Source organism: Streptomyces sp. NPDC025721, from assembly GCF_055558595.1.
In genome coordinates, this window is the sequence record NZ_JBVHMF010000006.1 from 147,844 (window position 1) to 174,280 (window position 26,437).

Here is a 26,437-nt window from a genome sequence, read left to right on the forward strand (position 1 = left end):
GCATACACGTGCACCACACACGAGTTGGCCCGCGAGGGTGCGGGCCGGAGGGACAGCGATGGGTAGGACACTCGCGGAAAAAGTCTGGGACGACCATGTCGTCCGCCGCGTCGAGGGCGAGCCCGATCTGCTCTTCATCGATCTTCACCTGCTCCACGAGGTGACCAGCCCCCAGGCGTTCGACGGGCTGCGGATGAACGGCCGACCGGTGCGGCGTACCGACCTCACCATCGCCACCGAGGACCACAACACCCCCACCCTCGACATCGACAAGCCCATCGCCGACCCGGTCTCCCGCACCCAGCTCGAAACGCTGCGCAAGAACTGCGCGGAGTTCGGCGTGCGGCTGCACCCGCTGGGCGACGTCGAGCAGGGCGTCGTCCACGTGGTGGGCCCGCAGCTCGGGCTGACCCAGCCGGGCACCACCGTGGTCTGCGGCGACTCGCACACCTCCACGCACGGCGCCTTCGGCGCGCTGGCGTTCGGCATCGGCACCTCCCAGGTCGAACACGTGCTGGCCACCCAGACGCTGCCGCTCGCGCCGTTCAAGACGATGGCGATCACCGTGGACGGCGAACTGCCCCCCGGCGTCACCGCCAAGGACCTGATCCTCGCCGTGATCACGCAGATCGGCACCGGCGGCGGCCAGGGCTATGTCATCGAATACCGCGGCTCCGCCATCGAGAAGCTGTCGATGGAATCGCGGATGACCGTCTGCAACATGTCGATCGAGGCGGGCGCGCGGGCCGGCATGATCGCCCCCGACCAGACCACGTTCGACTACCTGGAAGGGCGCGTGCACGCCCCCAAGGGCGCGGACTGGGACGCGGCGGTGGCGTACTGGAAGACGCTGCGCACCGACGACGACGCGGTCTTCGACCACGAGGTGCGGATCGACGCCGCCACCCTGGCGCCGTTCGTCACCTGGGGCACCAACCCCGGCCAGGGCGCGCCGCTGAGCGCGGCCGTGCCGGACCCGGCGTCCTTCGCCGACCCCGGCGACCGGCTCTCCGCCGAGAAGGCGCTGGAGTACATGGGCCTGTCCGCGGGCCAGCCGCTGCGCGAGGTCGCCGTGGACACCGTCTTCGTCGGCTCCTGCACCAACGGCCGGATCGAGGACCTGCGGGCCGCCGCGTCGGTCGTCGAGGGCCGCAAGGTGGCCGACGGCGTCCGCATGCTGGTCGTGCCGGGCTCCGTACGGGTCGCGTTGCAGGCCGTCGAGGAGGGCCTGGACAAGGTGTTCACCGCCGCCGGCGCCGAATGGCGGCACGCGGGTTGCTCGATGTGCCTGGGTATGAACCCGGACCAACTCGCCCCCGGCGAGCGCTCCGCGTCCACCTCGAACCGCAACTTCGAGGGACGGCAGGGCAAGGGCGGCCGTACGCACCTGGTCTCGCCGCAGGTGGCCGCCGCCACCGCGGTGCTCGGCCACCTCGCCTCGCCCGCCGACCTGTCCGACGCCCCTGTCCTGACGGAGGTCTGAGCCCCCATGGAAGCCTTCACCACGCACACCGGCCGGGCCGTACCGCTGCGCCGCGGCAATGTGGACACCGACCAGATCATCCCCGCGCACTGGCTGAAGAAGGTCACGCGCAACGGATTCGAGGACGGCCTGTTCGAAGCCTGGCGCAAGGACGAGAACTTCGTCCTCAACGCCCCCGAGCGGCAGGGCGCCACCGTGCTCGTCGCCGGACCCGACTTCGGCACCGGTTCGTCGCGCGAACACGCGGTCTGGGCCTTGCAGAACTACGGCTTCAAGACCGTGATCTCGTCCCGCTTCGCGGACATCTTCCGCGGCAATTCGCTGAAGAACGGCCTGCTCACGGTCGTATTGCCGCAGGAGACGGTGGAATCGCTCTGGAAGCTGGTCGAGGCCGACCCGCAGGCCGAGATCACCGTCGACCTGGTGGCCCGCGAGGTGCGCGCCGAGGGCCCCGGTGTGTCGCTGACCGAGCCGTTCGAGCTGGACGACAACGCCCGCTGGCGGCTGCTGGAAGGGCTGGACGACATCAGTCTGACCCTCGCCAACGAGGCCGACATCTCGGCGTTCGAAGCCGGCCGCCCGTCCTTCAAGCCGAGCACCGTGCAGGTCTGACCGACCCGTTCGGCCCTGTTCGGCCCCAAGAAGCGCCCTCTGCCCGTCCGCAGAGGGCGCTTCTGCGTGTCCGGGCGATGTCTGGGCCGGTCCCGAAGTGCCCGTGGGGGCGGCCCAGGAGGGTCCGTCCGGGCGGTCCAGGAGTGTCCGGAAAACGGCCCGGAACACCCGGTTGGCCCTGTCGCTCCCGACAACTCGCCGCAGATGGCACAATCGACGCATGGAACGCGACGGCCAACTCCAGCTCTACGGGGTTCTCGCCGCGCGTCTGAAGCAGGCGCATCTGCGCGTCGCGAATCCCGAAGTCCCTGATGGGACACGGCGGGAGTTGAGTCGCCGGCTGCTCGCGGTGACCGCTGTGGCGAAGCACGATCTCGCCGACGCGGCACGGCGCCTGGACGTGTTAACGGCTGAGTTGGACGACCTCGGAATCCCGGATCGCTGATCCCGTAGAGCACCGAGTTCGTTGCGGCACAAGGGTGATTCGCCCGTTTCGTATTTGATTTGCGGTATATATCCGCCTAGCGTGCGAAAAAGCCCGCACTCATTCGCCGGGCAAGTTTCCGAAGGGGAAGACGTGAACAAGGCGCAGCTCGTAGAAGCGATTGCCGACAAGGTAGGTGGCCGCCAGGCCGCCGCGGACGCGGTTGACGCGGTTCTCGACGCGATCGTCCGTGCGACGGTCTCGGGCGACCGGGTCTCGGTCACCGGTTTCGGTTCGTTCGAGAAGGTGGAGCGTCCGGCCCGTTACGCCCGCAATCCCCAGACCGGGGAGCGGGTCCGGGTCAAGAAGACCTCGGTGCCGCGGTTCCGCGCGGGTCAGGGCTTCAAGGACCTGGTCAGCGGCACCAAGAAGCTCCCGAAGAACGACGTCGCGGTGAAGAAGGCGCCCAAGGGCAGCCTCAGCGGCGGCGCTTCCACCACCACGAGGACCACCACCAAGAAGGCGGCGGCCAAGAAGGTCACCGCGGCCAAGAAGACGGTCGCGAAGAAGGCCTCCGCCGCCAAGAAGACCGCCGCGGCCAAGACCACGGCGGCCAAGAAGACCACCGCCAAGAAGGCCACGGCGAAGAAGACCACCGCCAAGAAGGCGGCGGCCAAGAAGGCCCCGGCCAAGAAGGTCGCCGCGAAGAAGGCCCCGGCCAAGCGCGCGACCGCCCGCAAGACCGCCGCCAAGCGGAGCGCCACCAGGTAGTAGTCCGTCCCACGGACCGCGACGGGCCGGGTTCCCCCAGGGGAGCCCGGCCCGCGCTCGTTTTTTTTGGCCGCCTTCTCTCCCCCGGACTCCGTCCGGGGGCGCCCCCATGGGCGGCTTGGACCCGCCTTCGGCTCGCCGGCTACCGGCGAACCGCCCTGCGTCAGGGAGCCCCTTCGCTACACCGCAGGGTCCGGGAAGGTCTGGAGGGTGATGAAGACCACCCGGCGGGTGTCGGCGGAGCCGTCGGTGCGGATGCGGACGCGCTGGCCGGGGCGCAGGAGGCGCAGGCCGCCCGCGTCGAAGGCGGCGGCGTCGAAGGGCAGCGGCGTCCCGTCGTCGAGGAGCACGCTGCCGCCGCGGGTCTCGGGGTCGTAGGTGAACGCGGTTGCCTGCATGGGCCGCAGCCTAGTGCCCGGCCCCGGGGAGACCGCCGGTCACGGCACGGGTGCCCGGCCCGGCCGGTGGTTCAGTCCGCGATCAGCAGCCCGGCGGCGGCCAGCGCCGTACGTTCGCCGACGCCCAGGGCCAGGGCCGCGCGCAGGTCGTCGCCGGTGTCCACGTCCTGCCGCACCGACGGCACCCGCCGCAGGGCGATCTCGCGGGCCCCGGTGGCCAGGTGGCGGGCGCGGGAGGCGCCGCCGAAGGCGGGGGAGAGGGCCGAACCGCGCGGAGCGGCGAGCAAGGTTGTCCCCACACCGGCCGCGTCGGCCAGAAAAGCCCGCTCCTGGCCGCCCGCGGCCTCCCGGAGCACCCACGCCAGCTCAGCGGGCCGCAAGGCCGGGAGATCGCCGTTCAGCGCCGCGACCGCCGCGTACGGATCGCGGGCCCGCACCCGGTCCGCCCCGTACCGCAGCGCGGCGTTCAGCCCCGCCGCCGGGGCGTCGGGCACCACGAAGGCACCCAGGGCGGCCAGCTCCGCCCCGGCCCGCTCGTCGTCCGTGACCACGGTCACGTCGGCCACCTCGGCGCAGGCCAGCGCCGCCGCGACCGTGTCCAGCGCGAACGCCAGGGCCAGCGCGGGCCGTACCGCACCGGCCGCCGTGGCCAACCGGCTCTTGGCCACGGCCAGCGGCTTCAGCGGCACGACAAGGGACCACTTCCAGGTCACATCTATCGCCACCGCACCATTGTGCGGCCTTCCCCAGGCGCCCCACGGGCCGCCGGGCCCTGGCGTTAACGTGTCCATAGCCGCAGACTTGTGCGGCTGCCGCACGGGTGGTGCTGCGCGAGCCTCTACGAGCGCAGCGTCACAGCAACGAAGAGGAGTCCTGGTGTCCCGCCGCAGAATCGGTTTCTGGTACCGCCTGGCGGCCGTCATCGCGAAACCGCCGCTCATTGTGCTGTTCAAGCGGGACTGGCACGGAATGGAGCACATTCCGGCCGACGGCGGTTTCATCACGGCGGTGAACCACAACTCGTACCTGGACCCGCTGTCGTACGCGCATTTCCAGTACAACACCGGCCGCGTCCCCCGCTTCCTGGCCAAGGCGGGGCTCTTCAAGCCCTTCTTCGTCGGCACGATGCTGCGCGGCACCGGCCAGATCCCCGTCTTCCGCGAGACCACCGACGCCGCGAACGCCTTCCGCGCCGCCGTCGACGCCATCAACTCCGGCGAGTGCGTCGCCTTCTACCCCGAAGGCACCCTCACCCGTGACCCCGACATGTGGCCGATGGTCTCCAAGACCGGCGTCGCCCGCGTCGCGCTGCTCACCAAGGCGCCCGTGATCCCCGTCGCCCAGTGGGGCGCCAACGAGGCCGTGCCGCCGTACGCCAAGAGCAAGCGCGTACGCCTGCTGCCGCGCAAGACGCTGCGGGTGCTCGCGGGCGAACCCGTCGACCTGACCGCGTTCTACGGCCAGGACCCCACCCCCGACGTGCTGCGCGCCGTCACCGAGACCATCATGCTCGCGGTCACCGCGCTGCTCGCCGAGGTACGCCAGGAACCCGCGCCCGCCGGTCTCTACGACCCGCGCAAGGCACGGGAGGGCGCATGACGGTCCGCTGCGCCGTCTACGGCACCGGCTCCTGGGGCACCGCCTTCTCGATGGTCCTCGCCGACGCCGGGTGCGAGGTGGCGCTCTGGGGCCGCCGCCCCGAGCTGACCGCGGCGATCAACGCCGACCGCAGGAACCCCGAATACCTCCCCGACCTCGAACTGCCCGCCGCCGTCACCGCCACCGCGGACCCCGCGGAAGCCGCCGCCGACGCCGAATTCGTCATCCTGTGCGTCCCGTCCCAGACGCTGCGCGCCAACCTCGCCGACTGGGCACCGCTGCTGCGCCCCGACGCGGTCCTGGTCAGCCTGATGAAGGGCGTCGAACTGGGCACCGCCAAGCTGATGAGCGAGGTGATCGAGGAGGTCGCCAAGGCAGGACCCGACCGCGTCGCCGTCCTGTCGGGCCCCAACCTCGCCCCGGAGATCGCCGCCAGGCAGCCCGCCGCCGCCGTCGTCGCCAGCCGCGACGAAGCCGTCGCCCGCCGCTTCCAGGCCGCCTGCCACACCGGCTACTTCCGCCCATACACCAACACCGACGTCGTCGGCGTCGAACTGGGCGGCGCCGTCAAGAACGTCATCGGCCTCGCGGTCGGCATCGCCGACGGCATGGGCCTGGGCGACAACACCAAGGCGTCCCTGATCACCCGCGGCCTGGCCGAGACCACCAGGCTCGGCATGGCGATGGGCGCCGACGCGCACACCTTCGCCGGCCTCGCGGGCATGGGCGACCTGGTCGCCACCTGCTCCTCACCGCTGTCGCGCAACCACACCTTCGGCATGAACCTCGGCCGCGGCATGACCCTGGCCGAGACCATCGCCGTCACCAGCCAGACGGCCGAGGGCGTCAAGTCCTGCGAGTCCGTGGCCGATCTGGCCCGCAGGCACGGCGTCGACATGCCGCTGACGGAAACCGTGGTCGACATCGTGCACAACGGGAAACCGCCCGTCGTGGCCGTACAGGAGTTGATGTCACGCTCCGCCAAGCCGGAACGGTAGGGTCATCGCGACATGAGCAACCTTGCATCCCACGACAGCTCCCAGAGCCCTGACCGGCGCGAATCCGGCCCGGACCGGCCCGCGGACCCGTACGCGGACCGGCGCGTGGTAGGCCACGCGAGCGAGAACTACCCGCGCAAGCCGCGGGTCGCGGTCGTCTTCGGCGGACGCAGCTCCGAGCACGGCGTCTCGGTGGTCACCGCGGCCAGCGTGCTCAGCGCCATCGACCGCGACAAGTACGACGTCCTGCCCATCGGCATCACCACCGAGGGCCGCTGGGCGCTGACCGCGGACGCCCCCGAGCGGATGGCCATCGCCGACCGCCGGATGCCGACCGTCGAACAGGTCACCGACCACGAGGGCGCCGTCATGCTCCCGGTCGACCCGGCCAACCGCGAGGTCGTCTACACCGAAGCGGGCGCCGTCCCGAAGGCGCTCGGCGAGGTCGACGTCGTCTTCCCCATGCTGCACGGCCCGTACGGCGAGGACGGCACCCTCCAGGGCCTGCTCGAACTCTCCGGCGTCCCGTACGTCGGCGCGGGCGTGCTCGCCTCCGCCGTCGGCATGGACAAGGAGTACATGAAGCGCGTCTTCACCTCCTTCGGCCTGGCCGTCGGCCCCTACACCGTCATCCGCCCCCGCGAATGGGAACGCGACAGCGACGCCGTACGCCGCAAGGTCACCGACTTCGCCGCCGAGCACGGCTGGCCGCTGTTCGTGAAGCCCGCCCGCGCCGGATCGTCCTTCGGCATCACCAAGGTCGAAGGCCCGGAAGGGCTCGACGCGGCCATCACCGAGGCCAGGCGGCACGACCCCAAGGTCATCGTCGAAGCGCTGCTGCGCGGACGCGAGATCGAGTGCGGCGTCCTGGAGTTCGAGGACGGCCCGCGCGCCTCCGTACCGGCCGAGATCCCGCCGGTCACCAGCCACGCGTTCTACGACTTCGAGGCGAAGTACATCGACTCCGCCGAGGGAATCGTTCCTGCGCCGCTCACCGAGGAGCAGACCGCCGAGGTACGGCGGCTCGCCGTCGAGGCGTTCGAGGCCGCGTCCTGTGAGGGCCTGGTCCGCGCCGACTTCTTCCTGCTGGACAGCGGGGAGTTCGTCATCAACGAGATCAACACGATGCCGGGCTTCACCCCGATCTCGATGTACCCGCGGATGTGGCAGGAGACGGGCGTCGACTACCGGCAACTGGTCGACCTGCTCATCCAGGCGGCGCTGCGCCGCTCGACCGGCCTGCGCTAGCCCGCCGGGGCCGCGCCTGTGCGCGGCCTTCGGACGGACAGCCGAACCCCGAGGGGGTCAGACCCCCTCGGGGATCGTGCGCTTGATCGCGTCCGCGAGATCCGTCAGCGGACTGATGTCATGGGCGAAACGCTTCGGCAGAGCCACCTCGACATACGCCTTGCGCAGCGTTGTCGTCATCAGCACCCCACCGTCGGCTCCCTGCTCCACCGACCAGGAGACGCCGTCCACCTCGGCGCCGTAAGTGGAGGGGTCCGCGTCGGCGGCGGGCCGCGGGACACCGCAGCGCAACACGATCGGTGGATTGCCCCACCCGGCTGTCAGCTCCGATTCCGGCTTGAGATCATGCCGGGAGAGACCGTCGACCTTCGCGGGCAGATCGCCGTACAGCGCGTGACAGTATCCGGCGACACGTGCGTCAGGAACCGGTACGGCGATCGCTTCGTCCGTACCGGACGTGAACGCGTAGACCGCCGCCGCAGAAAGGCACGCGACGGCGGACACGGCGGTCAGTACAACTCGGCGATACAGCATCACCGGTGAGCATAGTGGGGGCTAGATATGGACGACGGGGCAGGTCAACGTTCGAGTGATGCCGTCCGCCTGCTGGACTTTGGCGACCACCATGCGGCCGAGATCATCGACCGTGTCTGCTTGGGCCCTGACGATGACGTCATAAGGACCGGTGACGTCCTCGGCCTGAATGACTCCTTCGATCTTGGAGATCACCTCCGCTACTGCCGAGGCTTTGCCGACCTCGGTCTGGATCAGGATGTACGCCTGTACCACGGAACCTCCAGGGCGGCTTCGAGGATCATGTGGGAAGGGGGACGCCACGTTATCGCGTCGTCGCGCACAGCGGGGAGACCCGCGCGGTACCTGACCCCCGTATTGACGGGTCTCACGCCCGTATTGACGGGAAACACGCAGCAGAACCGGCTCAGGCCGCGACTCGAGGGGACGTTGGGATGAAGGGGACTGTGGGCGAGTTGGGCGAGTTCGGGCTCATCAGGGAGTTGACCTCCCGGCTCACCACCACACCCGCGGTGAAAATCGGACCGGGTGACGACGCGGCCGTGGTCGCCGCGCCCGACCGCCGGGTGGTCGCCACCACGGACGTCCTCATCGAGGGCCGCCACTTCCGCCGCGACTGGTCCACCGCCTACGACGTGGGCCGCAAGGCCGCCGCGCAGAACCTCGCCGACATCGCCGCCATGGGCGCCTTCCCCACCGCCGTGCTGCTCGGCCTCGTCGTCCCCGCCGAACTCCCCGCCACCTGGGCCGTCGAACTCATGGACGGCATCCGCGACGAGTGCCAGGTCGCGGGAGCGGCCGTGGTCGGCGGCGACGTCGTACGCGGCGACACCATCACGGTGGCCGTCACCGCGCTCGGCGACCTCCGCAGCCGCGAGGCCATCACCCGATCGGGTGCCCGCGCGGGCGACATCGTCGCCGTCACCGGCTGGCTCGGCTGGTCCGCCGCCGGACTCGCCGTGCTCTCCCGCGGCTTCCGCTCCCCGCGCGCCTTCGTGGAGGCCCACCGCCGCCCGGAACCGCCGTACCACGCGGGCCCCGCGGCGGCCGAACTCGGCGCCACCGCCATGACCGACGTCAGCGACGGCCTGGTCGCCGACCTCGGCCACATCGCCGCCGCCAGCGGCGTCGACATCGACCTGCGCTCCGCGGATATCGACGTACCCGCCCAGATGTCCGACATCGGGCAGGCCGTGGGCGTCGACCCGCTGCACTGGGTGCTCACCGGCGGCGAGGACCACGCGATCGTCGCCGCCTTCCCCCGCGATGTGAAGCTGCCCGCCCGCTGGCGGGTCATCGGCGCCGTCAGCGCCCCCGCGGGCCGCACCCCGCAGGTCACCGTGGACGGCGCGCCCTGGGACAAGGCGGGCGGCTGGGACCACTTCGGGGACGAGGAGTGACCCTCCCGAACCCCGGCCTCCCGCGCCCCGCGCCTGTGCGGGCCGCCCCCGCCCGGGTGCTCACCGTCGCCGGATCCGACTCCGGCGGCGGCGCGGGCATCCAGGCCGACCTCAAGACGATGCTCGCCCTCGGCGTGCACGGCATGAGCGTGCTCACCGCCGTCACCGCGCAGAATTCGCTGGGCGTGCACGGCGTCTGGGACCTGCCGGAGGCGGCCGTACGCGCCCAGTTCCACGCCGTCGTCGGCGACATCGGGGTGGCGGCGGTCAAGACCGGCATGCTCTCCTCGGCGGCCCTCACCGAGACCGTCGCCGGTCTCCTCGCCGCGCTGGACGGCCGCGTCCCCGTCGTCGTCGACCCGGTCGGGATCTCCAAGCACGGCGACGCGCTGCTCGCCGAGGAAGCCGTCGAGACCGTACGCACCCGGCTGCTGCCGCTCGCCACCGTCGCCACCCCCAACCTGGACGAGGTCACCCAGCTCACCGGTCGTACCGTGCACGACGAGGCCGGCATGCGGGCCGCCGCCGACGCCGTACTCGCCCACGGGCCGCGCTGGGTCCTGGTCAAGGGCGGCCACCTCGCCGACAGCCGCTCGGCCGAGGCCGTCGACCTGCTCACCGACGGCGCCGCCGAGCACTGGTACCGCGCCCCGCGGCTCGACAACCGGCACACCCACGGGACGGGCTGCACCCTGGCCAGCGCGATCGCCTGCCACCTCGCCCTCGGCCGCGACGTGCCGGACGCCGTCGGACGGGCGAAGACGTACGTGACCGGCGCCATCGCGGCGGGCTTCCCGCTCGGCGCCGGGACCGGCCCCGTCGACCACGGCTGGCGCACGCGCTGAGCCGTCACCCGAGCCGCACGGGCACCCGTACAACGCAAGAAAACCGGCCCACCCTGAGGTGGACCGGCATTCGAGTAGCCGCTAAGGCTGCGCTGCTACGACGTGATGTACGACGACGCGTCAGCGCGAGACCTTACCGGCCTTGATGCACGAGGTGCAGACATTGAGGCGCTTCGGCGTCCGCCCGACCACTGCACGCACGCGCTGGATGTTGGGGTTCCAACGACGCGGGGTACGGCGGTGCGAGTGGGAGATGCTGTTGCCGAAGCCCGGCCCCTTGCCGCAGACGTCGCAGTTGGCAGCCACGGGTCACTCCAAAGACTTCAGATGCACTTACGATGAAAAGCCTGAGAGAGCCCCAGGCAACCGGAGCAGCATACAACGACCGCTCCCGTACAACGAAACTACCATGGTCCGCGGGCGCCCAGATCCGGACGCCCGCCCCCGTGACCGGGGTCACCACCAGGCCGTTTCCGTGCGGTCACGGGCGGCCCCGTCGCCGCCCGGCCCGCTCCCGACCGCCCCGAAAGGGCCTAGGCTCACCTGGCAGTTCCCGATATCCCGGTGTTCCGCAGGAGGACCTGTTGCCGCCCTCGCTCGACGCTTCCGCGGTGCTCGCCTGGTGCCGCCTCTCGCTCCAGGCACTGGGCAGGGCCCGCGAGGAGATCGACGCGATCAACGTCTATCCCGTCGCGGACGGGGACACCGGCACCAATCTGTACCTGACGTTCGAGTCCGCCGCGCAGGCCGTGGAAGCGGTCTTCGACGCGCACGCGACGGCCGCCGCCCCCGCGACCCGGCCCACCCTCCCCGACGTGCTCCGCGCCATGTCGCACGGCGCCCTCATCGGCGCCCGCGGCAATTCCGGCACGATCCTCGCCCAGCTCCTGCGCGGCATGAACGAGGCGGTCGCCTCGCCCGCCGACGCCCCTGAACGGATCGGGGCCGCCGAACTGCGGCGGGCCCTGCGGATCGCCGCGGAATCGGCGTACGACGCGGTCGCCCGGCCGGTCGAGGGCACGATGCTCACGGTGGCCGTCGGCGCGGCCGACGCCGCGGAGGCCGCCACGGGCGGCGTCGACGAGGTCGTACGGGCCGCGTACGCCGGAGCGCGCGCCGCGCTGGCCGCCACCCCGGGACAGCTCGGCGTGCTGCGCCGCGCGGGAGTGGTCGACGCGGGCGGCCTCGGCCTGGTCGCCGTGCTCGGCGCGCTGGCCGACGCCGTGACCGGCGACGCCCCCGAACAGCCCCTGGCCGGAACGGACTTCCGCGCCGGGCACACCGTCCCGGTCGAGGACGAGGACCTGTGCCCCGACGACGCGGTCCCCGACGGCCCCGCCTTCGAGGTGATCTTCCTGCTGGAGGCCGCCGACTCCGCCGTCACCCTGCTGCGGGCCCGGCTCGACGCGCTCGGCGACTCCCTCGTCGTCGTCGGCGGCGACGGGCTCTTCCACGTGCACGTCCACGTGGACGACGTCGGCGCCGCCATCGAGGCGGGCATCGAGGCCGGCCGCCCGTACCGCATCCGCGTCACCCACTTCGCCGACCAGACCAGGCCGCGCACCGAACCCGCGCACCGCGCCGTCGTCGCCGTCGTCCGCGGCGACGGCCTGTCGGAACTGTGCGCCCGCGCCGGGGCCACCGTCGTCGCCGTCCGCCCCGGCGAACAGCCCGCCAGCGGCGAGATCGCCGCCGCCATCCGCCGCGCCCACGCCCTTGAGGTCGTCCTGCTGCCCAACGACCGCGACCTGCGGCACGCGGCGGGCGCCGCCGCGGAACAGGCCCGCGCCGACGGCGTCCGGGTCGCCCTCATCCCCACCCGCTCCGCCGTCCAGGGCCTGGCCGCCCTCGCCGTCCACGAGCCCTCCCGGCGCTTCGACGAGGACGTCGTCGCCATGACCTCCGCCGCCGGAGCCACCCGCTACGCCGAACTCGCCGTCGCCGAGCACCGCTCCTGGACCTCGGCCGGCATCTGCCAGGCCGGCGACATCCTCGGCCTCATCGACGGCGACGTCTCCGTCATCGGCACCACGCTCGCCGGTACCGCCACCGCCGTCCTGGACCGCATGCTCGCCGCCGGCGGCGAACTCGTCACCCTGATCCCGGGACCCGACGCCCCCGCCGACCTCACCGCCCACATCGAGTCCCACGTCCGCGAGGCCCACCTGGCGGTGGACACCGTGACCTACGAGGGCGGCCAGGGCACCTGCCCCCTGCTAGTGGGCGTCGAGTAACCCGCCCCTCCCGCGGACCGCCGCGCGGACCTGCCCGAGGGGGATTTGTCGGTGGGGTGCGCCAAGATAGATCCCGATGTCGAACCCCATGGACGATCCGCTGCGGAAAATCGTCGGTGACCGTACCGCGAAGGTGCTCGCCGACCACCTCGGGCTGCACACCGCCGGTGACCTGCTGCATCACTATCCGCGCCGGTACGCCGAGCGCGGGGAGCTGACGCGGCTGGCGGATCTGCCGGTGGACGAGTACGTCACGGTGGTGGCGCAGATCGCGAAGGCGGACAAGCGGACGTACGGCCGCGGGTCCGGGGTGCGGCTCGAAGTCGTGGTGACCGACGGCAGCGGTTCGCTGACCCTGGTGTTCTTCAGCAAGGCGGCGCACGCGCACGCCCACCGGCTGATCCCGGGGCGGCGGGGGATGTTCTCGGGGAAGGTCTCGGTCTTCAACCGGACGCGCCAACTGGCCCACCCGGATTACCAGTTGCTGGACGCGGACGAGGGGGCGGAGAAGGACGCGCTGGACGCGTTCGCGAACCGGCTGATCCCGCTGTATCCAGCGTGCAAGCAGATCACCTCGTGGCGGATCGGGCAGGCGGTGGACACCGCGCTCAACTCGCTGACGGCGATCGGCTGGGAGGGCGTGGGGGAGCCGCTGCCCGCGGCGCTGCGCGAGGCGCGCGGGCTCGCGCCGCTGCCGGAGGCGCTGGAGCGGATCCACCGGCCGCGGACGAAGGCGGACATCGCGGCGGCCAGGGACCGGCTGAAGTGGGACGAGGCGTTCGTGCTCCAGGTGGCGCTGGCCCGCCGCAGGGCGGCGGACTCCGCGCTGCCCGCGGTGCCGCGCCGGCCGGGCCGGGACGGGCTGCTGACGGCGTTCGACGCGAAGCTGCCGTTCACACTGACCGACGGCCAGCGGAGGGTGTCGGGCGAGATCTTCGAGGACCTGGCGGCCGAGCACCCGATGCACCGGCTGCTCCAGGGTGAGGTCGGCTCGGGCAAGACGATGGTGGCGCTGCGGGCGATGCTCGGGGTGGTGGACGCGGGCGGCCAGGCGGCGATGCTCGCGCCGACCGAGGTGCTGGCCCAGCAGCACCACCGCTCCGTCACCGAGATGATGGGCGAACTGGCCGAGTCCTCCGGCATGCTGGGCGGCTCGGACCTCGGGACGAAGGTCGTGCTGCTGACCGGTTCCATGGGGACGCCCGCGCGGCGGCAGGCGCTGCTCGACCTGGTGACGGGCGAGGCCGGGATCGTGATCGGCACGCACGCGCTGATCGAGGACAAGGTGAAGTTCCACGACCTGGGCCTGGTCGTGGTCGACGAACAGCACCGCTTCGGCGTGGAGCAGCGGGACGCGCTGCGCGCCAAGGCCGCCCAGCCGCCGCACCTGCTGGTGATGACGGCCACCCCGATCCCGCGGACCGTCGCCATGACGGTCTTCGGCGACCTGGAGACGTCCGTACTGGACCAACTGCCCGCCGGGCGCTCGCCGATCGCCACCCATGTCGTACCGGCGGCCGAGAAGCCGCACTTCCTCAGCCGGGCCTGGGAGCGGGTACGGGAGGAGGTCGAGGGCGGGCACCAGGCGTACGTGGTGTGCCCGCGGATCGGCGACGAGGAGGAGGGCAAGGGGAGCGGCAAGGCCAAGGCGGCCAAGAAGGACAAGGAGCCGGGGCCCGACGACGACGAGCGCAGGCCGCCGCTGGCGGTGCTGGACGTCGCCGAGCAGATCGCCCAGGGGGCCCTGCGCGGGCTGCGCGTCGAGGTGCTGCACGGCCGGATGCAGCCGGACGCCAAGGACGACGTGATGCGCCGGTTCACCGCGGGCGAGGTGGACGTCCTGGTCGCCACCACGGTCATCGAGGTCGGGGTGAACGTGCCGAACGCCACCGCCATGGTGATCATGGACGCCGACCGCTTCGGCGTCTCGCAACTCCACCAGCTGCGCGGCCGGGTCGGCCGCGGCTCCGCGCCCGGCCTGTGCCTGCTGGTCTCCGAGGCGCCCGAGGCGACCCCGGCCCGCATGCGCCTGGACGCGGTGGCCGGGACGCTGGACGGCTTCGAACTCTCCGAGATCGACCTCCAGCAGCGCCGCGAGGGCGACGTCCTCGGCCAGGCCCAGTCCGGCAGCCGCTCCTCGCTGCGGGTGCTCACCGTCATGGACGACCGCGACGTCATCGAGGCCGCCCGCGAGGAGGCCACCGCGGTCGTGACCGCCGATCCCGAACTCACCGCGCACCCCGACCTCCGCAGCGCCCTGGACAGCCTGCTGGACGCGGACCGCGAGGAGTATCTGGAAAAGGGGTAGCCGGGCCGGGGCCCGTATCGTGGGGCGCGTCGGACCAGGTCCCCGCACCGGAAGTGAGTTCCATGACCCGCGTGATCGCCGGCGCCGCCGGGGGGCGGCGCCTCGCCGTACCGCCGGGCGACGGCACCAGGCCGACGTCCGACCGCGCCAAGGAGGGCCTGTTCTCCACCCTTCAGTCGCTGCGCGGCACGCTGGAGGGGGCCAGGGTGCTCGACCTCTACGCGGGCTCCGGCGCGGTCGGCCTCGAAGCGCTCTCGCGCGGCGCCGAACACGTCCTGCTGGCCGAGGCCGAGCCGCGGGCGGCTCGGGTGATCAGGGAGAACGTGGCGGCGCTGAAACTGCCCGGCGCCGAGGTGCGCTCGGGACGCGCGGAGAAGATCGTCGCGGGACCGGCGCCGCGGCCGTACGACGTGGTCTTCCTCGACCCGCCGTACGACGTCGAGGACGGCGAACTGCGGGAGATCCTGCTCACACTCCTGGCCAATGACTGGCTGACGGAGGAAGCGCTGGTCACCGTGGAGCGCAGGACCCGGGGCGGCGAATTCGGCTGGCCCCCGGGTTTCACGGGCCTGCGGTCCCGGCGGTACGGCGAAGCGACGCTTTGGTACGGTCGCGCCGCCCGGGTCACCGCCGGGTCATGAGCCCGCGGAGTCGACATGAACCCGCACCATGAGCCGTAGCACCCGCCGTACGGAGAGCGAGGAACCACTCTTGCGCCGCGCCGTCTGTCCGGGGTCCTTCGACCCCATCACCAACGGACACCTCGACATCATCGCCCGCGCCTCACGGCTGTACGACACCGTGTACGTCGCCGTGATGATCAACCAGTCCAAGCAGGGCCTGTTCACCATCGAGGAGCGCATCGCGCTGATCGAGGAGGTCACGGGCGACCTGGGCAACGTCAAGGTCGAGTCGTTCCACGGCCTGCTGGTGGACTTCTGCAAGCAGCGCGAGATCCCGGCCATCGTGAAGGGCCTGCGCGCGGTCAGCGACTTCGACTACGAGTTGCAGATGGCCCAGATGAACATCGGCCTCACCGGTGTCGAGACCCTCTTCGTCCCCACCAACCCCGCCTACAGCTTCCTGTCCTCGAGTCTGGTCAAGGAAGTCGCCCAATGGGGCGGCGACATCTCCCACTTGGTGCCGTCCGTCGTCCTCGACGCGCTCAAGCCCAAACTCCGACAGCGCTAGGCTCTCCCCCGTGGACGTCCAGAAGAAGCTCGATGAGATCGCGGCCACCGTGGCTAACGCCCGGTCGATGCCGATGTCGGCCTCCTGCGTGGTGAACCGTGCCGAGCTGCTCGCCATGCTCGACGAGGTCGCCGCCGCGCTTCCCGACTCCCTCTCCCAGGCGCAGGCACTGCTCGGCGACCGGGAGACGATGGTCGGGGAGGCCCGAGCCGAAGCCCAGCGGATCATCGAATCGGCCCACGCCGAACGCGGATCGCTGGTCTCCGACACCCAGGTGGCCCGCCAGTCGCAGGACGAGGCGGAGCGGATCGTCGCCGAGGCGCGCCGCGAGGCCGCCGAGATCCGCGCCGAGGCCGACGACTACGTCGACAGCAAGCTCGCCAACTTCGAAGTGGTCCTCACCAAGACCATCGGCTCGGTCGACCGCGGCCGGGAGAAGCTGCTCGGCCACGACCCCAACGGCTACGACCAGGGTTACGACCAGGCCGAGGAGGACGCGGACGCCCCCGAGCGCAGCGCCGACCCGGAGACCCTGCGCCGCCGCGCCGACGAGTACGTGGACGCCAAGCTGGGCGCCTTCGAGGCCGTCCTGAGCAAGACCCTGGAGGCCGTCGGCCGCGGGCGCCTGAAGCTCACCGGCCACAATCCGATCGACGACCTCGCCGCGCAGATGGCCGCGCAGGACGCCGCGGACGGCGACGGCGAGCACGGCGGGCAGCGGCAGAGCGACGCCGACTACATGGCGGGCCTGGCCGCGCCCACCGCCCCCGAGCAGGCCGACCTGGCGCAGTACGGCTACGACCCGGCCCCGCAGCAGGCCGCCGCCGCGGCGGCTCCCGGCTACGGCTATTCGCAGCAGGACACCGCGTACCAGCAGGGCGGTTACCAGGGCGACGGCGGCTACCGGCCCGAGTACCAGCAGGCCGCCGCCGACTCCGGCGCCTACGTCGACTACGGCACCCAGGCCCAGGACCCGTACGGCCAGCAGCAGCCCGCGTACCAGCAGGACGCGGCCGGCTACGGCTACGACCAGCAGCAGTACGACCAGCAGATCCCGTACCAGCAGCAGGGCTATCCGCAGCAGCAGCCGCAGGGGCAGCAGCCCGCGGCGCTGGACGAGACCAGCTTCTTCGACACCGGACTGATCGACCTCAACCGGCTGAGAGAGCTGGAGCAGGGCCGCTGAGGACGCCCGCGGGAGCCTGCCGGCGGCCCCGGACAGGCTCCGTTTGGGTGCGGGCGGGGTGGTCCAGTATCCTGTCACTTCCAGCCGTGTGAATTCCCGGCGCTTTGGCCTGCCCGCCCGCAAGGGTCGCCCGCGAGGGCCGCGGGGCAGGCCGTACCGATGAAAGCAGGAAGCCCTGAACACCCGCCTCGACCACCGCAACCCACTTGTGTTCGACACACACGAGCTGGGCCGGCGTCCTGGTGCGATGAGGAAGGTCTCCCGCTCGCTGCCGGCCCCCAAGGACCTCGGCCTCGTCGATGTCATCGGGGTGCCGGAGGGCGCCACGGTCGAGCTGGAGCTCCGCCTGGAGTCGGTCATGGAGGGTGTGCTGGTCACCGGCACCGCCCATGCGCCGGTCACGGGGGAGTGCGTAAGGTGTCTGGAACCCGTCGAGCGTGAGCTGGACGCGGAATTCCAGGAGATGTTCTCCTACCCCGACGCCGACACCAGGACCGCCCGCAAGGACGAAGCCGGTGACGACGCCGAGGACGAGGACGCGCTGGAACTCGAGGACGATCTCTTCGACCTCGAACCCGTACTGCGCGACGCGGTGGTGCTCGCACTGCCGTTGCAGCCGGTGTGCCGGGAGGACTGCGAAGGGCTGTGCTCCGAATGCGGAGTTCGCCTCGCGGACGACCCGGACCACCACCACGAGGTCACCGACATCCGGTGGGCGGCCTTGAAGGATCTCAACCAGAGTTTCGGTACCGACCATGGTGCCGACGAGAACCAGGAGAAGTAGCCGTGGCTGTTCCGAAGCGGAAGATGTCGCGCAGCAACACGCGCCACCGCCGTTCGCAGTGGAAGGCTGCGCCCGTGAGCCTGGTGGCGTGCGAGCGCTGCCACGAGCCGAAGCTCCAGCACATCGCGTGCCCGAGCTGCGGCACGTACAACCGCCGTCAGGTCATCGACGTCTGATCGGCAGGTGACAGGCTCCATGTCAGACGCCTCAGCGCCACAGTCGGCCACGGCGGACAAAGCCTCGTCCCCCACGCTTCTGGAAGGGCGGCTCGGGTACACCCTCGAGCCCGCCCTTCTGGTGCGTGCGCTGACCCACCGCTCGTACGCGTACGAGAACGGCGGGCTGCCCACCAACGAGCGGCTGGAGTTCCTCGGGGACTCCGTGCTCGGCCTGGTGGTCACCGACACCCTCTACCGCACCCACCCCGACCTGCCCGAGGGCCAACTGGCCAAGCTGCGGGCCGCGGTGGTCAACTCGCGTGCCCTGGCGGGCGTGAGCCGCGGGCTCGACCTCGGCGCGTTCATCCGCCTGGGCCGGGGCGAAGAGGGCACCGGCGGCCGGGACAAGGCATCCATCCTCGCGGACACCCTGGAAGCCGTCATCGGCGCGGTCTATCTCGACCAGGGGCTCGAAGCGGCCTCCGAGCTGGTGCACCGGCTCTTCGACCCGCTCATCGAGCAGTCCTCCAACCTCGGTGCGGGACTGGACTGGAAGACCAGCCTCCAGGAACTCACCGCAGCCGAAGGGCTCGGCGTTCCCGAGTACGTGGTCACCGAATCAGGACCCGACCACGAGAAGACCTTCACGGCTGCCGCCCGCGTCAGTGGCGTCGAGTACGGCACCGGCACCGGCCGCAGCAAGAAGGAAGCCGAGCAGCAGGCGGCGGAGTCCGCCTGGCGCTCCATCCGCGAAGCCGCCGCCTCAGCGGCGAGCTGAGCCCCGAAGGGGCGCGGGGAACCGCGCGATCGGCCGCGACGCGGCCGCAGGTCACCACCGGCCCCGGCGGGGCAGACCGGTCGTCTCCCGACCACCGGCCGTGGGGGGCCTGTCGCGCGGTTCCCCGCGCCCATGGCAGGGGCACACGCACCCGCGTGGACCATGAGGGGATGTCATGCCGGAGCTGCCGGAGGTGGAGGTCGTCCGGCGCGGACTCTCGCGCTGGGTCTCGGGCCGCACCGTCGAGACGGCCACCGTTTTCCATCCGCGGGCCGTACGGCGGCACGTGGCCGGGCCCGAGGACTTCGCGGCGCGGCTCAAGGGCGCGGCGATGGGCGAGGCGCACCGCAGGGGCAAGTATCTGTGGCTGCCGGTCACCGAGGACCTGTCGCTCATGGCCCACCTGGGGATGAGCGGTCAGCTCCTGGTGCAGCCGGAAACCGCGGCGGCCGAGACCCACCTGCGGATCCGTATCCGATTCCAGGACACCCTCGGCACCGAACTGCGCTTCGTCGACCAGCGCACCTTCGGCGGGCTGTCCCTGCACGAGGCGGTGCCGGGCGCGGCGGACGGCCTCCCGGCGGTCCTGGCGCACATCGCGCGCGACCCGCTGGACGACGCCTTCGACGAGGACGCCTTCCACACGGCGCTGCGCCGCAAGCGCACCACGATCAAGCGGGCGCTGCTCGACCAGTCGCTGATCAGCGGGGTCGGCAACATCTACGCCGACGAGGCGCTGTGGCGCACGCGGCTGCACTACGAGCGGCCGACGGCGTCGATGACCAGGCCGCGTACGGTGGAGCTGGTCACGCACATCCGCGAGGTGATGGGCGACGCGCTCGCCGCGGGCGGCACCAGTTTCGACAGCCTGTACGTCAATGTGAACGGTGAATCGGGCTACTTCGACCGGTCGCTGGACGCGTACGGCCGTGAAGACGAGCCGTGCCGCCGCTGCGGCACACCGATCAGGCGCCGGCCGTGGATGAACAGGTCGAGCTACTTCTGCCCGCGCTGTCAGCCGGTGCCGCGCTCCGCGTCGTAGCGTTCGCGCGCGGCCAGTACCTCCGGCATCCGGCCCTCGACCAGCGCGATCAGTGACAGCAGGCGCGCGGCGGTGTCCCGGCCGAGCGGGGTGAGCCGGTATTCGACGTGCGGCGGATTCGTCGGCCGCGCGTCCCTGACGACCAGGCCGTCGCGCTCCAGCGCGTGCAGCGTCTGCGACAGCATCTTCTCGCTGACCCCGTCCACGCGGCGGCGCAGCGCGTTGAACCGCAGCGTGTCCTCGTAGAGCGCGCCCAGCGTCAGGCCGCCCCACCGCCCGGTGACGTGCTCCAGCGTCCCGCGCGACGGGCAGGAGCGCGCGAAGACGTCGAAGGCGAGCCTGCCGTCGTCCTTCACGGTGGCCCCGGCGCACTCCGCCGTCCGGTCGCTGTCTGTCATACGCCCAGCGTACCCCCGCACAGCGCTCACCTCAGGGGTGCGCGATCCACCGGTTAGCGCCCTGGCCAGGGCGGCTCCGGCTCCAGCGGCTCCCACGGCTCCACAGGCCGCGACGGCTCCAGCGGCCTCAGAAGCCGAAGTCCTGGGTCCACCAGGGGCCGCCGCTGCCGTAGTGAATGCCGACGCCGAGGGTCTTGTAGTCGCAGTTGAGGATGTTGGCGCGGTGGCCGGGGCTGTTCATCCAGGCGTCCATGACGGCCTGGGCGGTGGCCTGGCCGCGGGCGATGTTCTCGCCGCCGAGGTTGGTGATGCCCAGCGCCTTGGCGCGGTCCCACGGGGTCTTGCCGTCGGGGTCGGTGTGGTCGAAGAAGCCGCGGGCGGCCATGTCCTCGCTGAACGCCTGCGCGAGGCCGTCGAGGGAGGAACTGGCGGTGAGCGGCGAGCAGCCCGCGCTCGCCCGCTGGGTGTTGACCAGGGAGAGGATCGCCGCGCGGGCCGCCGTGACGGCGTCGGCGGAGGCCGGGGCGGCGGTCGTGGGCGGCTGGGTGCGGGCCGCGGTGGTGGTCGGCACCGGGGTGGTGGGCGCGGCCGTCGTACGGGTCGGCGTGGGGGCGGCGGCCGGGCTGGTGGCCGTACGGGACGGCGTCGCCGTGTTCGACCGCATCGTGCCCGGCTTCGACGGCGTACCGGAGGACGGGGTACCGGGGGAGCCGGTGGTCTGCCCGGGGGTCGGCACCGTGCTGTCGCCCAGCGGCGAGGGCATGTCGCTGCCGTCGCGCGACGGGTCCGCCGGGCCGTCGGCCTGCGTGTGGCCCGCGTCGCCCTGGCGGTAGTCGAGACCGGCGGTGAGGCCGCTGAGCATCCCGGAGGACGCGGCGACCGCGCCCACGGCCATCGCGGCCGACGTGGCGAGCAGTCCGGTACGGACCGGGTGGTGCTTACGGCGCCCGCGGTGCGAGCGGGGTCCCGTCTCCGGCGCTGCCGGTTGCGCATGACGGCTGTGACGGCCCATCCTTCGCGCTCCTCTGGTCGGCTCGGTTCTGGCGGCCCGATTCGGCGGATTAACCCGAACGGGTGACCCCGTTGTCGGGTGACTGTAGCGAATGACGCCGCCCGCCGATGTGCTGCTGATCCAACTGGCGGGATAGCGTGCGGACATGAACGAAGATGTCCGGCTCACCGCGTGGGTGCGCGGCCGCGTCCAGGGCGTCGGCTTCCGGTGGTGGACCCGGGCCACCGCCCTGGAACTGGGCGGCCTCGTCGGCTACGCGGGCAATCTGGGCGACGGCCGGGTCCAGGTCGTGGCCGAGGGCACGCGCGAACAGTGCGAGCGGCTGCTGGAGTGGCTGCGCCGCGGGGACACGCCCGGACGGGTCGACGGAGTGACCGAGATCTGGGGCCGGCCGCGGGGCGGATACGAAGGTTTCGAGATCCGCTGAGCAATTTGGTTGCCATACGACGATCGCCGTGTCAGGCTGCCCCCATCGAGCATGATCCCTATGCCACGCGGGCAGCCCGCGGCGCCGTCAGCGCCGTGTTTTCTGAGGCGGACCCGACGACTGGGCTGTGATCGTGTTGACCGTCCCGTTATTTGGTGAGACTCTGGAAGCCCCGCGCATCGTGGCTCCAGGATTGTTCAGCGGCGGTCACGGCACTCACCCTGCGCGGGCGAGCAACCCTCACCCACGACCCAAACCGCATTCGGTCGGTCACTCAGCGTGGAGGACCATCCATCATGGCAAAGGCGCTTCTCGGTTACGTCGGCGGTCCCGACCCGCGACTTCTCGCCGAGATGCGAAGGCTCCAGCAGCGCGTTCAGGATCTGGAATCCGAGCTTGTCCGGATGCAGGCCGAGAACGACGCTCTGACTGTCGCATCGCACGAAGAGTCGCTGCTCAGCAGCATCGACGTATCTCGCGCGGAGCCCGTGCTCGCCTGAACCGGTCCCCGGCCCGGACAGGTGTCCCCGGACACCGCCTGAGAATCTGCAGAATCCGCGAGGGACGCTTCGGCGTCCCTTTCGTCATTCCGCGCGCTGTCCCCTCGCCCTGCTCCCCACCCGCTCCCCGCCTGGACGTTCGCTTCTTAACGCATGATGTGCCCTGCGCCTTCCTCGGTGAAACCGAGGACGGCTAGTAGAGTCGACCGGCGTGCATCTCAAGAGCCTCACGCTGCGCGGTTTCAAGTCGTTCGCCTCGGCGACGACCCTGCGCTTCGAACCCGGAATCACCTGCGTCGTCGGCCCCAACGGGTCCGGCAAGTCCAATGTGGTCGACGCGCTGTCCTGGGTCATGGGCGAGCAGGGGGCCAAGTCGCTGCGCGGCGGCAAGATGGAGGACGTCATCTTCGCCGGCACCACGGGCCGCCCCCCGCTGGGCCGCGCCGAGGTGTCCCTGACCATCGACAACAGCGACGGCGTCCTGCCGATCGAGTACGCCGAGGTCACCATCACGCGGATCATGTTCCGCAACGGCGGCAGCGAGTACCAGCTCAACGGCGACACCTGCCGCCTGCTGGACATCCAGGAACTTCTCTCCGACTCCGGTATCGGCCGCGAGATGCACGTCATCGTCGGCCAGGGCCAGCTCGACTCCGTACTGCACGCCGACCCGATGGGCCGCCGCGCCTTCATCGAGGAGGCCGCGGGTGTGCTCAAGCACCGCAAGCGCAAGGAGAAGGCGCTGCGGAAACTGGACGCGATGCAGGCCAATCTCGCCCGTGTGACGGACCTCACCGGTGAGCTGCGCCGCCAGCTCAAACCGCTCGGCCGCCAGGCCCAGGTCGCCCGCCGCGCCGCCGTCATCCAGGCCGACCTGCGCGACGCCCGGCTGCGGCTGCTCGCCGACGACCTGGTCACGCTGCGGGAGGCGCTGAGCGCCGAGGTCGCCGACGAGGCCGCGCTCAAGGAGCGCCGCGACGCCGTCGAGACGGAACTGGCCGCCGCCGTCCAGCGCGAGGCCCGCCTGGAGGAGCAGGTACGCGCCCTGTCGCCGCGGCTGACCGACGCGCAGGCCACCTGGTACGCGCTGTCCCAGCTCGCCGAACGCGTACGCGGCACGATCGGCCTCGCCGAGCAGCGGCACCGGCACGCCACGTCCCAGCCCGCCGAGGAGCGGCGCGGCCGGGACCCGGAGGACATGGAACGCGAGGCCGCCCGCATCCGCGAGCAGGAGGCCGAGCTGTCCGAGGCTCTGGACGCGGCCCAGCGCGCCCTGGACGACACCGTCGACCACCGCGCCGAGCTGGAGCGCCGGCTCGCCGAGGAGGAGGCCCGGCTCAGGACCGCCGCCCGCGCCATCGCCGACCGCCGTGAGGGCCTGGCCCGGCTGCACGCCCAGGTCAACGCCGCCCGCTCCAAGGCCGCCTCCGCCGAGGCCGAGATCGGCCGCCTCGCCGCCGCCCGCGACGAGGCCCGCGACCGGGCGGAGTCCGCGCAGGGCGAGTACGAGGAACTGCGCGCGCAGGTCGACGGCCTGGACGCCGACGACTCGGAGCTGGAGGAGCGGTTCCAGGCCGCGCGCCGCGAACAGGCCGCGGCGGAGGAGGCGTTCAGCGCCGCGCGCGAGGCCGCCACCGCGGCGGAGCGCCGCCGGGCCGCCGTCGCCGCCCGCCGGGACGCGCTCGCGCCGTCGCTCCGCCGCAAGGACGGCACCGGCGCGCTGCTCAGCGCGGGCGAGGGGCGCGACGCCCTGCCCGGCATCCTGGGCTCGGCCGCCGCGCTGCTCCGCGTCACCCCCGGCTACGAGATCCCGCTCGCCGCCGCGCTCGGCGCCGCCGCCGACGCCGTCGCGGTCACCGGCCCCTCCGCCGCCGCGGACGCGCTGCGCCTGCTCCGCAAAGAGGACGCGGGCCGCGCGGCCCTCCTCCTCGCGGCCCCGGCCGCCGAGCCCGTCGTCGCCCGCGACCACCGCCCGCCGACGGAGGCCGCCCGCGACGCGGCCGACGGGGACGGTCAGGGCCTCGCGAGCGGGGGCGTTTCCGGGGGCGGCGCGGGGTCCGGCGGGTCGGGCCCGGGCCCGGCAGACGCGGGCGTTTCCGGCGACCCGGGGCCGGACGCGGCCGAAGCGGGCGGGCGGCGTGCCGCGCTGCCGGGGCAGGCGGGCGGCGGCTCCGCCGGGTCCGGTGACGGGGGTCGCCTTCCGGCGGCGACGGCGGGCGCCGGTGTGCCGGGTCCGAGGCCGGAGGCCGCAGGGCTGCCCGGGCAGGCGCGGTGGGCCGTGGAACTGGTCGCCGCGGACGGGGAGCTGCTGCCCGCGGTGCGGCGGCTGCTGGACGGGATCGTCGTCGTGGAGTCGCTGGAGGAGGCCGAGGCGCTGGTCGGACGGCGTCCCGAGCTGACCGCGGTGACCGCGGAGGGCGATGTGCTGTCCGCGCATCTCGCGCAGGGCGGCTCGGCGAAGGCGCCCAGCCTGCTGGAAGTGCAGGCGCAGGTGGACGAGGCGACGGCCGAGCTGGAGCAGCTCGACGCGCGCTGTGCGGCGCTGGCGGCCGAGCAGCAGGACGCCAAGGAGCGCCGGGCGGTGGCGACGCGCGAGGTCGAGGCGCTGACCCAGCTGCGCCGCGCGGCGGAGAAGGAGAAGTCGTCGGTCGCGCAGCAGCTGGGCCGGTTCGGCGGCCAGGCCAGGGCGGCGGCGGGGGAGGCGGACCGGGCCGCCGCGGCCGTGGGCCGCTCCGAGGAGGCGCTGGCGGCGGCCCGCGAGGAGTTCGAGGAGCTGTCGTACCGGCTGAGCGAGGCCGAGGAGGAGCCCGGCGAGGAGGAGCCGGACACCTCCGTACGGGACCGGCTGTCCGCCGACGGCGCGAACGCCCGGCAGACCGAGATGGAGGCGCGGCTCCAGGTCCGTACGCACGAGGAGCGGGTCAAGGGCCTGGCGGGCCGGGCCGACGGCCTGGACCGGGCGGCGCGCGCCGAGCGCGAGACCCGGGCCCGCGCCCAGCAGCGCAGGGCCCGGCTCGCCTACGAGACGTCCGTCGCGGCGGCCGTGGTGGAGGGCGCCCGGGCGCTGCTGGACTGCGTCCAGATCTCGCTGGGCCGCGCCGAGGAGGAGCGGGCCGCCGCCGAGCAGGCGAGGGCGGAGCGCGAGGCGGAGCTGGGCCAGGAGCGGCGGCGCGGCCGGGACCTGAAGAGCGAGCTGGACCGGCTGACCGGCGACGTCCACAAGGGCGAGGTGCTGGGCGCGGAGAAGCGCATGCGGATCGAGCAGCTGGAGGCCAAGGCGCTGGAGGAGCACGGCATGGAGCCCGCGGGGCTCGTCGCGGAGTACGGCCCCGACCAGCTCGTGCCGCCGTCGCCGCCCGCCGAGGGCGAGATCCTGCCCGAGGACCCGGAGGACCCGCGCAACCAGCCGCGCCCGTACCACCGCCCCGAGCAGGAGAAGCGGCTGAAGGCGGCGGAGAAGGCGTACGCGCAGCTCGGCAAGGTCAACCCGCTGGCGCTTGAGGAGTTCGCGGCGCTGGAGGAGCGGCACAAATTCCTCACCGAGCAGCTGGAGGACCTGCGCAGGACACGGGCCGACCTGCTCCAGGTGATCAAGGACGTGGACGAGCGGGTGGAGCAGGTCTTCACCGCCGCCTTCCATGACACCGCCCGCGAGTTCGAGGGCGTCTTCTCGCGGCTTTTCCCAGGTGGGGAGGGTCGGCTGCTGCTCACCGACCCGGACAACATGCTGACCACAGGTGTGGAGGTTGAGGCGCGTCCGCCCGGGAAGAAGGTCAAGCGGTTGTCGCTCCTGTCGGGCGGTGAGCGCTCGCTGACCGCGGTGGCGATGCTGGTGTCGATCTTCAAGGCACGGCCGAGTCCGTTCTATGTGATGGACGAGGTCGAGGCCGCGCTGGACGACACCAATCTCCAGCGGCTCATCCGGATCATGGAGGAGCTTCAGGAGAGCTCGCAGCTCATCGTGATCACGCACCAGAAGCGGACGATGGAGGTCGCCGATGCCCTGTACGGCGTATCGATGCAGGGCGACGGTGTCTCCAAGGTGATCAGCCAACGGCTGCGGAACGGCAAGCAGCCGGCCGCGTAGGGCTCCGGGTCAGGCCCGGT

The 26,437-nt window shown here is 72.2% G+C and carries 28 protein-coding genes; 21 read left to right on the forward strand and 7 right to left on the reverse strand.

Annotation, left to right across the window (positions count from 1 at the left end; genetic code table 11):
* The first annotated feature begins 58 nt into the window (after nt 1–58).
* The 4 genes from leuC to ACZ4EF_RS11690 all read left to right on the forward strand — a co-directional run bounded on the left by leuC (nt 59) and on the right by ACZ4EF_RS11690 (nt 3,290).
* Nucleotides 59–1,483 carry a 3-isopropylmalate dehydratase large subunit gene (gene leuC / locus ACZ4EF_RS11675; RefSeq protein ID WP_355349424.1) on the forward strand — a complete coding sequence of 475 codons (1,425 nt, stop codon included), beginning with the start codon at nt 59–61 and terminating at the stop codon, nt 1,481–1,483.
* 6 nt (nt 1,484–1,489) lie between these two features.
* Entirely contained in the window at nt 1,490–2,095 is a 606-nt protein-coding gene (gene leuD, locus ACZ4EF_RS11680) for a 3-isopropylmalate dehydratase small subunit (RefSeq protein WP_467504062.1), read from the forward strand.
* Between the two features lie 220 nt (nt 2,096–2,315).
* Entirely contained in the window at nt 2,316–2,540 is a 225-nt protein-coding gene (locus tag ACZ4EF_RS11685) for an SCO5555 family protein (RefSeq protein ID WP_188284977.1), read from the forward strand.
* Between the two features lie 132 nt (nt 2,541–2,672).
* A complete protein-coding gene (locus ACZ4EF_RS11690; protein WP_355349430.1) occupies nt 2,673–3,290 on the forward strand; it encodes an HU family DNA-binding protein in 618 nt (205 codons plus the stop codon).
* A gap of 179 nt (nt 3,291–3,469) precedes the next feature.
* On the opposite strand, the gene ACZ4EF_RS11695 is transcribed toward ACZ4EF_RS11690, so the two are convergent.
* Together ACZ4EF_RS11695 and cofC are read right to left on the reverse strand one after the other, a co-directional pair.
* Complete coding sequence (locus ACZ4EF_RS11695; protein WP_467504064.1) at nt 3,470–3,688, reverse strand: hypothetical protein; 219 nt, start codon at nt 3,686–3,688, stop codon at nt 3,470–3,472.
* A 71-nt stretch (nt 3,689–3,759) separates the two neighbouring features.
* Nucleotides 3,760–4,413 carry a 2-phospho-L-lactate guanylyltransferase gene (gene cofC / locus ACZ4EF_RS11700; RefSeq protein WP_355349436.1) on the reverse strand — a complete coding sequence of 218 codons (654 nt, stop codon included), beginning with the start codon at nt 4,411–4,413 and terminating at the stop codon, nt 3,760–3,762.
* A gap of 151 nt (nt 4,414–4,564) precedes the next feature.
* Here cofC and ACZ4EF_RS11705 point away from each other — a divergent pair, with 151 nt between their 5' ends.
* From ACZ4EF_RS11705 to ACZ4EF_RS11715, 3 genes are read left to right on the forward strand one after another with little or no spacing between them, the layout of a single operon-like run.
* Nucleotides 4,565–5,287: a lysophospholipid acyltransferase family protein gene (locus tag ACZ4EF_RS11705; RefSeq protein ID WP_355349439.1), complete on the forward strand. Its 723-nt coding sequence runs from the start codon at nt 4,565–4,567 to the stop codon at nt 5,285–5,287.
* Nucleotides 5,284–6,285, forward strand: coding sequence for an NAD(P)H-dependent glycerol-3-phosphate dehydrogenase (locus ACZ4EF_RS11710; RefSeq protein WP_467504066.1), 1,002 nt, complete (start codon nt 5,284–5,286; stop codon nt 6,283–6,285). Before ACZ4EF_RS11705 ends, ACZ4EF_RS11710 begins: the two co-directional genes overlap by 4 nt.
* 12 nt (nt 6,286–6,297) lie before the next feature.
* Nucleotides 6,298–7,533, forward strand: a complete 1,236-nt coding sequence (locus tag ACZ4EF_RS11715) for a D-alanine--D-alanine ligase family protein (protein ID WP_391050363.1) — start codon at nt 6,298–6,300, stop codon at nt 7,531–7,533.
* A 57-nt stretch (nt 7,534–7,590) separates the two neighbouring features.
* Here the strand turns inward: ACZ4EF_RS11715 and ACZ4EF_RS11720 are convergent, their stop codons facing one another.
* Both ACZ4EF_RS11720 and ACZ4EF_RS11725 read right to left on the reverse strand, forming a co-directional pair.
* Nucleotides 7,591–8,037, reverse strand: a complete 447-nt coding sequence (locus tag ACZ4EF_RS11720) for a DUF3515 domain-containing protein (RefSeq protein WP_355349448.1) — start codon at nt 8,035–8,037, stop codon at nt 7,591–7,593.
* 51 nt (nt 8,038–8,088) lie between these two features.
* Nucleotides 8,089–8,322: an Lrp/AsnC family transcriptional regulator gene (locus tag ACZ4EF_RS11725; RefSeq protein WP_188284985.1), complete on the reverse strand. Its 234-nt coding sequence runs from the start codon at nt 8,320–8,322 to the stop codon at nt 8,089–8,091.
* A 179-nt stretch (nt 8,323–8,501) separates the two neighbouring features.
* Here ACZ4EF_RS11725 and ACZ4EF_RS11730 point away from each other — a divergent pair, with 179 nt between their 5' ends.
* Nucleotides 8,502–9,467 (forward strand): thiamine-phosphate kinase, encoded by a 966-nt coding sequence (locus ACZ4EF_RS11730; RefSeq protein WP_401852144.1) that lies wholly within the window; start codon nt 8,502–8,504, stop codon nt 9,465–9,467.
* Nucleotides 9,464–10,312, forward strand: coding sequence for a bifunctional hydroxymethylpyrimidine kinase/phosphomethylpyrimidine kinase (thiD, locus tag ACZ4EF_RS11735; protein WP_467504069.1), 849 nt, complete (start codon nt 9,464–9,466; stop codon nt 10,310–10,312). The genes ACZ4EF_RS11730 and thiD overlap by 4 nt, the downstream gene beginning before the upstream one ends.
* Nucleotides 10,313–10,432: 120 nt before the next feature.
* Here the strand turns inward: thiD and rpmB are convergent, their stop codons facing one another.
* The gene (gene rpmB, locus ACZ4EF_RS11740; protein WP_028426177.1) at nt 10,433–10,618 is read right to left on the reverse strand and encodes a 50S ribosomal protein L28; all 186 of its coding nucleotides are present in this window, start codon (nt 10,616–10,618) and stop codon (nt 10,433–10,435) included.
* Nucleotides 10,619–10,896: 278 nt separating this feature from the next.
* Here rpmB and ACZ4EF_RS11745 point away from each other — a divergent pair, with 278 nt between their 5' ends.
* The 9 genes from ACZ4EF_RS11745 to mutM all read left to right on the forward strand — a co-directional run bounded on the left by ACZ4EF_RS11745 (nt 10,897) and on the right by mutM (nt 19,993).
* On the forward strand, nt 10,897–12,546 hold the full coding sequence (locus tag ACZ4EF_RS11745) for a DAK2 domain-containing protein (RefSeq protein ID WP_355349455.1): 1,650 nt from the start codon (nt 10,897–10,899) through the stop codon (nt 12,544–12,546).
* 76 nt (nt 12,547–12,622) lie between these two features.
* Complete coding sequence (gene recG, locus ACZ4EF_RS11750) at nt 12,623–14,854, forward strand: ATP-dependent DNA helicase RecG (RefSeq protein WP_391050360.1); 2,232 nt, start codon at nt 12,623–12,625, stop codon at nt 14,852–14,854.
* 62 nt (nt 14,855–14,916) lie between these two features.
* Nucleotides 14,917–15,495: a 16S rRNA (guanine(966)-N(2))-methyltransferase RsmD gene (gene rsmD, locus ACZ4EF_RS11755; protein WP_355349461.1), complete on the forward strand. Its 579-nt coding sequence runs from the start codon at nt 14,917–14,919 to the stop codon at nt 15,493–15,495.
* 70 nt (nt 15,496–15,565) lie between these two features.
* On the forward strand, nt 15,566–16,045 hold the full coding sequence (gene coaD / locus ACZ4EF_RS11760; protein WP_355349488.1) for a pantetheine-phosphate adenylyltransferase: 480 nt from the start codon (nt 15,566–15,568) through the stop codon (nt 16,043–16,045).
* A 10-nt stretch (nt 16,046–16,055) separates the two neighbouring features.
* Nucleotides 16,056–17,231 carry an ATP synthase subunit B family protein gene (locus ACZ4EF_RS11765; RefSeq protein WP_391050359.1) on the forward strand — a complete coding sequence of 392 codons (1,176 nt, stop codon included), beginning with the start codon at nt 16,056–16,058 and terminating at the stop codon, nt 17,229–17,231.
* A 175-nt stretch (nt 17,232–17,406) separates the two neighbouring features.
* Nucleotides 17,407–18,015, forward strand: coding sequence for a YceD family protein (locus ACZ4EF_RS11770; protein WP_467504174.1), 609 nt, complete (start codon nt 17,407–17,409; stop codon nt 18,013–18,015).
* A 2-nt stretch (nt 18,016–18,017) separates the two neighbouring features.
* Nucleotides 18,018–18,191: a 50S ribosomal protein L32 gene (gene rpmF, locus ACZ4EF_RS11775; protein WP_188281855.1), complete on the forward strand. Its 174-nt coding sequence runs from the start codon at nt 18,018–18,020 to the stop codon at nt 18,189–18,191.
* A gap of 19 nt (nt 18,192–18,210) precedes the next feature.
* Nucleotides 18,211–18,951, forward strand: coding sequence for a ribonuclease III (gene rnc / locus ACZ4EF_RS11780; protein ID WP_188281856.1), 741 nt, complete (start codon nt 18,211–18,213; stop codon nt 18,949–18,951).
* A 175-nt stretch (nt 18,952–19,126) separates the two neighbouring features.
* A complete protein-coding gene (gene mutM, locus ACZ4EF_RS11785) occupies nt 19,127–19,993 on the forward strand; it encodes a bifunctional DNA-formamidopyrimidine glycosylase/DNA-(apurinic or apyrimidinic site) lyase (RefSeq protein WP_467504072.1) in 867 nt (288 codons plus the stop codon).
* Here mutM and ACZ4EF_RS11790 read toward each other — a convergent pair.
* A complete protein-coding gene (locus ACZ4EF_RS11790; RefSeq protein WP_391050358.1) occupies nt 19,966–20,391 on the reverse strand; it encodes a winged helix-turn-helix transcriptional regulator in 426 nt (141 codons plus the stop codon). The two genes, mutM and ACZ4EF_RS11790, sit on opposite strands and share 28 nt — an antisense overlap.
* A gap of 127 nt (nt 20,392–20,518) precedes the next feature.
* Nucleotides 20,519–21,403, reverse strand: a complete 885-nt coding sequence (locus ACZ4EF_RS11795) for a CAP domain-containing protein (protein ID WP_355349475.1) — start codon at nt 21,401–21,403, stop codon at nt 20,519–20,521.
* Nucleotides 21,404–21,548: 145 nt separating this feature from the next.
* Between ACZ4EF_RS11795 and ACZ4EF_RS11800 the strand changes: the two genes are divergently transcribed.
* The 3 genes from ACZ4EF_RS11800 (at nt 21,549) to ACZ4EF_RS11810 (ending at nt 26,417) form a co-directional block, all read left to right on the forward strand.
* Nucleotides 21,549–21,830: an acylphosphatase gene (locus ACZ4EF_RS11800; RefSeq protein ID WP_355349478.1), complete on the forward strand. Its 282-nt coding sequence runs from the start codon at nt 21,549–21,551 to the stop codon at nt 21,828–21,830.
* Nucleotides 21,831–22,126: 296 nt separating this feature from the next.
* Nucleotides 22,127–22,330: a hypothetical protein gene (locus tag ACZ4EF_RS11805; RefSeq protein ID WP_188281861.1), complete on the forward strand. Its 204-nt coding sequence runs from the start codon at nt 22,127–22,129 to the stop codon at nt 22,328–22,330.
* 211 nt (nt 22,331–22,541) lie between these two features.
* Nucleotides 22,542–26,417 carry an AAA family ATPase gene (locus tag ACZ4EF_RS11810; RefSeq protein WP_467504075.1) on the forward strand — a complete coding sequence of 1,292 codons (3,876 nt, stop codon included), beginning with the start codon at nt 22,542–22,544 and terminating at the stop codon, nt 26,415–26,417.
* The last annotated feature ends 20 nt before the right edge of the window (nt 26,418–26,437 follow it).